Raw genomic sequence first — 7,182 nt, 5'->3', positions numbered from 1 at the left:
GAGTAGTAGACGCGGCGCATGCGGTAGTTGCCGTAGAGGTTGTCAGCCGCGGTGAGGATCTGCTGGTCGCTGGCACCATCGGCGCCGACGATCATCTGCGTGCTCTGGCCGGCGGGTGCGAATTTGGGTGGGCGYGGCCGCGCACGCGATACACGCGGCGCAGGCGTGGTCGTGGCAGCTGCGGCTGCATCGCCCTTCCTGGCCTCCTTGGCCTCTTCGATCCGCCAGCGCAGCTCACCCATGGCACCGCGGATGGAGGGCAACGATTTCTCCGGTGCGAAGCTGGCCAGGCCCGCCTCGGTCGGCAGCTCGATGTTGATCGACAGCCGGTCGGCGTACCGACCCGCTGCGGCCAGCAGTTCCGGCGACGCTTCGGGAATGGTCTTGAGGTGGATGTAGCCGGCGAAGCGATGCTCCTCGCGCAGCACGCGCGCGACCTCGACCATGCGCTCCATGGTGTAGTCCGCGTTGCGGATGATGYCGCTGGAAAGGAACAACCCTTCGATGTAGTTGCGCTTGTAGAAGTCCATGGTCAGCGCGACGACCTCGTCCACGCTGAACCGCGCGCGCTGCACGTTGCTGGATACCCGGTTGACGCAGTACGCGCAGTCGTAGATGCAGAAATTGGTCAGCAGGATCTTCAGCAGCGACACGCAACGGCCATCGGGGGTGTAGCTGTGGCAGATGCCGGGGCCGTCGGTGCTGCCGATGCCGCCGGACGCGCGCGAATCGCGCCGCCCCGCGCCGCTGGAGGCACAGGACGCGTCGTACTTGGCGGCATCGGCCAGGATCGCCAGTTTGTGTATGGTCTCCATGCGCAAACGCTAGGGCAGGGCGGTCTCATCCTGTGAGATCGCCCGTATGGAAGATGAAGAGTTCATCTTCGGCGGCATCAGGGATGTGCGTCGAACCAGGCCACGATGCGGGCGGGCGAGCTGGTGAACCAGGCATGGGCACCCAGCGCTTCGGTGTACAGCGCGGTCTCGATCCCCTGCGCCTGCAGGCGGCCGTAATACGCGTTCATCGTCCACCACGGCACCACCGGATCGATGAAACCGTGCAGGAACAGCGTCGGCGGATGGTCGGCCGGCAGCACCTCGGGCACGGTGCACATCGGCCCACCGCAGGTCGCATACGAACCGGACTGCACGGCCAGCGCGCGGAACTCGCCGGGGAAGGACACCGCCATGCGGCTGGTGTTGTAGCCGCCGCTGGAAATGCCGGTGGCGTAGCGCCGCAGCGGATCGAGCGGGCCGAACGTGCCGGCGGCGATCGCATCGAACACGTTGCCGAGGAAGTCGTAGTCGGTGCCCAGCTCATAGGTGCTGGACAGCCCGGGCAGGTTGGTCTGCCAGAACAGATCGGCCGGTGCGGCGGGCGCGACCACCGCGTAGCCGTGGTCGAGCAGGCGCTGGATCAGCTTGCCTTCGTGGAAACCGCCAAACGGGTCGGTGTCGGCATAGTGGAAGTCTTCCAGCGGGAAGAACGACCCCTGGTACAGCAGCACCACCGGCCAGCCCTGCGGCGGTGGTGTGCCGACCGGCAGCTGGTAGGTGACCCGGCGTTGTCCCACCACACCCGAATCGATCCAGGCGGTCTGATGGGTACAGCTGACCTCCGCCGGCCGTAGCAGCGTGCGTGCGCGTTCGGTGCAGCGCGATTGCGCCAGCGCGTTGCCCCATGGCAATGCCAGCAGGCAGAGCAGCAGGGCCCAAGGACGAAGACGAAACTGATGCATGCCGAGCTCCCTGCCAGGCCACGTCGGTGGGCGCGGCGTTCCAGATCGCGGGCCGGGCATTGCCCGGCCGCCCCGTTGCAGTGGTATTCCAGCACGTCCGCGTGAATGCGGCGCGAGCGCGTGGCTAGAAGGTGACCTTCACCGAATCGGCGCTGTAGCTGGCCGGCCCATGGAACACCACTTCGATGTTGTTGTCATCCGGATCCAGCGCGAAGGCAGCGTAGTAACCGGGATGATACGGACGCTCGCCGGGCGCGCCGTTGTCGGTGCCGCCACTGGCCAACGCGGCCGTGTGGAACGCCTCCACGGTGGCGCGGTCRCGCGCCTGGAACGCCAAGTGGTGGCGCCCGGTGAGACGACCGGCCGCGGCGTCGCTGTCGGCGCTGGAAACAAACAGTTCGTCGGCCCAGAAGTAGGTGTCGCCTTCGCCGGCGATGGGAATGCCGATGGTGTCAAACACCGCCTGATAGAAACGGCGGCTGGCGGGGAGGTCCTTGACCACCAGTTGCAGGTGGTCGATCAGGCGGCCGCGATGCAGTTCCATGGTTTCCATGCGCACTCCAAAGGATGGGCAGGTGCACAGGTATACACCGGGGCGGAGGGCGCGACATGCACGTTGCTGACTGCGTGGGGGGGGGCGGACAACAGCGCACCCGGCATGCGGACCGGGGGGCGGTTCCCACGTGGACACCGCACCCTCCAAGGGCACGGCGCCGCTGCCGGATCAGGCGACCGGGGTGTTGGAGATGATCTCCACCCAGTAGCCGTCGGGGTCCTTGATGAAGGCCAGATGCTTCATGCGGCCGTCTTCGAGGCGCTTCTGGTAGGGCACGTCGAGGGCATCGAAGCGCTTGCAGGCGACCTGGATGTCCGGCACGGACACGCAGATGTGGCCGAAACCGCGCGGGTCGCTGTTGCCGTCGTGGTAGACCGGGCCGTCCTGGCTCTCGGTGCCGTGGTTGTGGGTCAGCTCCAGCACGCCGGGGATGCCGGCCATCCACACGCGGCGCGCGTCATCGCCGGCCGGGATCTGCGTGCCTTCCGGCAGCAGGGCCAGGAAATACAGGCTGAACTGCGCCTCGGCGAAGTCGCGCTGGTCGATCAGGCGGAAGCCCAGCACGCGGGTGTAGAAATCCAGCGAGGCGGCGCTGTCCTTCACGCGCAGCATGGTGTGGTTGAACACGAAACCGGTGGTTTCGGCCGGAACCTGCGCGGCGACGCCGGGCTGGGACTGCAGGGAAGCAAGGCTCATGGGGGGACATCCTGTGGCAGCGGGGGCCGTGGGTTCACGGCCATGGCGCCCATTTTAGCGGGGCGGCTGCAAGGCGACGTAGAATGCTGCGTCTCCTTGCACAGTCCTGGCCATGTCGCAGCGTGAATGGGTGGCTGCCGCCATCCGCAAGATCGAAGCCGATTTCAACCGTTCGGCCGATACCCACCTGATCCCGATGGATCTGCCCGGGCATGCCGGCATCGACCTGTACTTCAAGGACGAATCCAGCCACCCCACCGGCAGCCTCAAGCATCGCCTGGCGCGCTCACTGTTCCTGTATGCGCTGACCAACGGCTGGCTGCGCGAGGGACGCCCGGTGATCGAGGCCTCCAGCGGCTCCACGGCGGTGTCTGAGGCGTACTTCGCACGGCTGCTGGGCCTGCCGTTCATCGCGGTGATGCCGGCCACCACCTCACCGGAGAAGATCGCCGCGATCGAGTTCCATAGCGGCCGTTGCCACCTGGTCGAGCGCGCCTGCGATCTCAATGGCGATTCGGAGCGACTCGCCCGCGAAACCGGCGGCCACTTCATGGACCAGTTCACCTACGCCGAGCGCGCCACCGACTGGCGCGCCAACAACAACATTGCCGAGTCCATCTTCAAGCAGATGGCCGAGGAACCGAACCCGGTGCCAGAGTGGATCGTGTGCAGCCCGGGCACCGGCGGTACCGCGGCCACGCTGGGCCGCTACGTCAGTTACCGCCGGCATGACACCCGCATCCTGTGCGCCGACCCGGAAGTGTYGGTGTTCTATGACGGCTACTGCGCGGCGCTGGCCGGCCAGCCGTGGCGCGAGCTGACCTGCAGCGGGGGCTCGCGGGTGGAAGGCATCGGCCGGCCGCGGGTGGAATCCAGCTTCATTCCGACCAGTGTCGATGCGATGGTCAAGGTGCCCGATGCGCTGAGCCTGGCCGCGATGCGCCACGTGAGCCGCCAGCTGGGGCGTCGCGTCGGCGGGTCCACCGGCACCAATTTCATCGGCGTGCTGCAGGCCGCCGAGCTGATGCGCCAGGCCGGGCGCAGCGGGTCGATCGTGACCATCCTGTGCGACAGCGGCGAGCGCTACGCGCACAGCTACTACAACCCGGAGTGGTATCCGCGCCAGGGCATCGACGTGGAACAGGCCGATGCGGTGATTGCGGCGGCGGTGGCCGGGCAGGGCTTGCCGGCGTTGCCCTGTACGTCGCTTGAGGCACTGTATTGAGTTGTAGAGCCGACCGTTGGTCGGCTGCTCTTGCCGTGACGCCGTAAATCAGCCGACCAACGGTCGGCTCTACGCCTGCACGCGCTGGTAGGCATCCAGCACGGTGTCGCGCAAGACCGGTGGCAGGGTTTCATACGTTGCTGACAGATCATCGAACTGCAGGGACAGGTCCACGCCGATGCGTTGACCGGCCTGCACGGCCAGGATCACCAGCAGCGTGCACAGGACGAATTCGCGCTCGTGGCCGGGTTCGCAGCGGATCGCGCCGCGCTCGATCACTTCATACGGATACCAGAGCTGGTCGTCCTGCAGCCGCCCGGCCTGCGGGCCGACCACCTGCGCCAGGGCGGCGCGATGGCGCGGCTGTTCGTCGGCCTTCCCGAGCGCGGCGATCCAGTCCAGTTCGGCGGTGCTGGCCGTGCCGATCAGCGCGAAATGCGACTGTGCGTAGGTGAACTCATCCATGATCGCGCCGCAATGCCAGCGTAGGAGGCTCCAGCCTCGGTCGGCGCCCGTCAGTCGCGCGTGAACATCGGCTGGCCGATCCGGGGCGGTGCATCGCCTGCAGGGCTTGTGCCGGACCGGGGGCAATGCCATATCGTGGGGGAATGCCGCTGCCGCGGCCCCGTTGTCTGGAGATGCCTGTGACCCCCACCAACCCCCTGCTCGATTTTTCCGGCCTGCCGCGCTTCGACGCGATCCAGCCTGAGCACATCGCCCCGGCGATCGACGCGCTGTTGGCCGAGGCCGACGCCGCGGTGACAGCGGCCGAAACCGTCAGCCCGGTGACCTGGGCCAGCTTCGTGGTGCCGCTGGACGATGCCACCGAGCGCCTGTGGCGCGCCTGGGGCCAGGTTGGCCACCTGCAGGGCGTGGTGAACACCCCGGTGCTGCGCGAGGCCTACAACGCCAACCTGCCCAAGGTGACCCGCTTCGGCAGCGCGCTGGGCCAGAACCTGGCGTTGTTCCAGCAGTACCGCGCACTGGCTGCCGCACCGGAAGCGGCGCAGTACGATGACGCCCGACGCAAGGTGCTGGACAACGCCCTGCGCGACTTCCGCCTGGGCGGCGCCGAGCTGGATGACGCCGGCAAGGCGCGCTTCAGTGCGATCAAGGAAGAACTGTCGGCGCTGTCGGCGACGTTCTCGCAGAACGTGCTTGACGCGACCGATGCCTGGTCGCTGCACGTGGAAGATCCGGCCGAGCTGGCCGGGCTCCCCGACGATGTGATCGCCGCGGCACGTGCGGCAGCGGAGAAGGACGGTCTGTCCGGCTGGAAGTTGACCCTGCAGATGCCGTGTTACCTGCCGGTGCTGACCTATGCCACGCACCGCCCGCTGCGCGAGGCGCTGTACCGTGCCAACGCGCTACGCGCCTCCGAGTTCGGCGATGCCGCGTGGGACAACAGCGCCAACATCGACCGTGTGCTGGCCCTGCGTGCCGAACTGGCCGCGCTGCTGGGCTTTGCCAACTACGCCGAGTACTCCATCGCCACCAAGATGGCCGAAGACGCCGCGCAGGTGCTCGGCTTCCTGCGCGACCTGGCCGCGCGCGCCAAGCCGCATGCGCAGCGCGACCGCGCTGAACTGGACGCGTTCGCGCGCGACGAACTGGGCCTGCAGACGCTGGAGGCCTGGGACCTGGCGTTTGCCAGCGAGCAGCTCAAGCAGGCCCGCTACAGCTATTCCGAGCAGGAAGTGAAGCAGTACTTCACTGAGCCCAAGGTGCTCGCTGGACTGTTCGCCGTGATCGAAGGCTTGTACGGGCTGCAGGTGCAGCCGGACACGGCGCCGGTCTGGCATCCGGACGTGCGTTTCTTCCGCCTGGTCGATGCGCAGGGCGCGTTGGTGGGGCAGTTCTACCTGGACCTGTACGCACGCGAAGGCAAGCGCGGGGGCGCGTGGATGGACGATTGCCGCAACCGTCGCGATACCGCGGCCGGCGTGCAGACCCCGCTGGTGTACCTGGTGTGCAACTTCGGCAAGGGCGCCGAGGGCAAGCCGGCCACCTTCAGCCACGACGAAGTCACCACCCTGTTCCATGAAATGGGCCATGGGCTGCATCAACTGCTGACCCGCATCGGCGAGCTTGGCGTGGCCGGCATCAACGGTGTGGAATGGGATGCGGTGGAGCTGCCCAGCCAGTTCATGGAGAACTTCTGCTGGGAGTGGGAGCGGGTGCAGGGCATGACCGCGCACGTGGACAGCGGCCAGCCGCTGCCGCGCGCGCTGTTCGATCGCATGCTGGCTGCGCGCAACTTCCAGAGCGGCATGTTCACCGTGCGCCAGCTCGAATTCGCGCTGTTCGACATGCAACTGCACAGCAGCTTCGATCCGCTGCAGGACACCGTGCTGCAGCTGCTCGAGCGCGTGCGCGACGAAGTGGCGGTCAACCGCCCGCCGGCATGGAACCGCTTCCCGCATCAGTTCAGCCATATCTTCGCCGGCGGCTATGCGGCCGGGTACTACAGCTACAAGTGGGCCGAGGTGCTCAGCGCTGATGCGTATGCCGCGTTCGAGGAAGCGCCGGGCAACACCGCCGACACCGGCAGGCGCTTCCGCGACGAAGTGCTGTCACGCGGCGGCAGCCGCAGTGCGGCGGAAAACTTCGCCGCCTTCCGTGGGCGCGCGCCCCGCGTGGATGCGCTGCTGCGGCACAACGGCATGGCGGGGTAAACCGCCCGGCGGCGGCAGCGCATTCCGGAGGAAGGGGGCGTAGAGCCGAGCCATGCTCGGCTGACGCGCTGCAGACCCGGAACGAAGGGCAGCGACCGTGACGACGGGCAGGCACCGTGGCGAAGWGCAGGCGCCGTGACGAAGGGCAGCCACCGTGACGACAGGCAGGCACCGGGACGAAGAGCAGCCGAGCATGGCTCGGCTCTACCGGCCATGCGGGCCGTGCGGGCCGGTTTCATTCGGCGTAGATCATTTTCCGGGTCATGCCGCCATCCACCACGTGGTCCTGCCC

General features: G+C 67.5%; 7 protein-coding genes. 2 read left to right on the top strand and 5 right to left on the bottom strand.

Going from position 1 to position 7,182, the window contains the following annotated elements; genetic code table 11:
* The 4 genes from ACXJKH_RS11660 to gloA all read right to left on the bottom strand — a co-directional run.
* A partial coding sequence (locus tag ACXJKH_RS11660) for a putative DNA modification/repair radical SAM protein (RefSeq protein WP_457319557.1) occupies positions 1-815 on the bottom strand: 815 nt, incomplete at its 3' end.
* Positions 816-892: 77 nt separating this feature from the next.
* Positions 893-1,738 carry an extracellular medium-chain-length polyhydroxyalkanoate depolymerase gene (locus ACXJKH_RS11655; RefSeq protein WP_457319556.1) on the bottom strand — a complete coding sequence of 282 codons (846 nt, stop codon included), beginning with the start codon at positions 1,736-1,738 and terminating at the stop codon, positions 893-895.
* Positions 1,739-1,862: 124 nt separating this feature from the next.
* Entirely contained in the window at positions 1,863-2,291 is a 429-nt protein-coding gene (locus tag ACXJKH_RS11650) for a VOC family protein (protein WP_457319555.1), read from the bottom strand.
* Positions 2,292-2,462: 171 nt separating this feature from the next.
* On the bottom strand, positions 2,463-2,990 hold the full coding sequence (gene gloA / locus ACXJKH_RS11645) for a lactoylglutathione lyase (RefSeq protein WP_457319554.1): 528 nt from the start codon (positions 2,988-2,990) through the stop codon (positions 2,463-2,465).
* A gap of 112 nt (positions 2,991-3,102) precedes the next feature.
* Between gloA and ACXJKH_RS11640 the strand changes: the two genes are divergently transcribed.
* Positions 3,103-4,215, top strand: a complete 1,113-nt coding sequence (locus tag ACXJKH_RS11640) for a PLP-dependent cysteine synthase family protein (RefSeq protein ID WP_457319553.1) — start codon at positions 3,103-3,105, stop codon at positions 4,213-4,215.
* A gap of 69 nt (positions 4,216-4,284) precedes the next feature.
* Here the strand turns inward: ACXJKH_RS11640 and ACXJKH_RS11635 are convergent, their stop codons facing one another.
* Positions 4,285-4,680, bottom strand: coding sequence for a hypothetical protein (locus ACXJKH_RS11635; protein ID WP_457319552.1), 396 nt, complete (start codon positions 4,678-4,680; stop codon positions 4,285-4,287).
* 173 nt (positions 4,681-4,853) lie between these two features.
* Between ACXJKH_RS11635 and ACXJKH_RS11630 the strand changes: the two genes are divergently transcribed.
* Positions 4,854-6,890 carry a M3 family metallopeptidase gene (locus ACXJKH_RS11630; RefSeq protein WP_457319551.1) on the top strand — a complete coding sequence of 679 codons (2,037 nt, stop codon included), beginning with the start codon at positions 4,854-4,856 and terminating at the stop codon, positions 6,888-6,890.
* Positions 6,891-7,182 lie beyond the last annotated feature (292 nt).

The sequence above is a fragment of the Stenotrophomonas sp. P5_B8 genome (assembly GCF_054049855.1).
This window is presented reverse-complemented; position numbering and strand designations above follow the sequence as displayed.

Excerpts from the sequence above, each read along its gene's own strand:
- ACXJKH_RS11655 (WP_457319556.1), bottom strand. The coding sequence starts at position 1,738 with ATGCATCAGTTTCGTCTTCGTCCTTGGGCCCTGCTGCTCTGCCTGCTG.
- gloA (WP_457319554.1), bottom strand. The coding sequence starts at position 2,990 with ATGAGCCTTGCTTCCCTGCAGTCCCAGCCCGGCGTCGCCGCGCAGGTT.
- ACXJKH_RS11635 (WP_457319552.1), bottom strand. The coding sequence starts at position 4,680 with ATGGATGAGTTCACCTACGCACAGTCGCATTTCGCGCTGATCGGCACG.
- ACXJKH_RS11630 (WP_457319551.1), top strand. The coding sequence starts at position 4,854 with ATGCCTGTGACCCCCACCAACCCCCTGCTCGATTTTTCCGGCCTGCCG.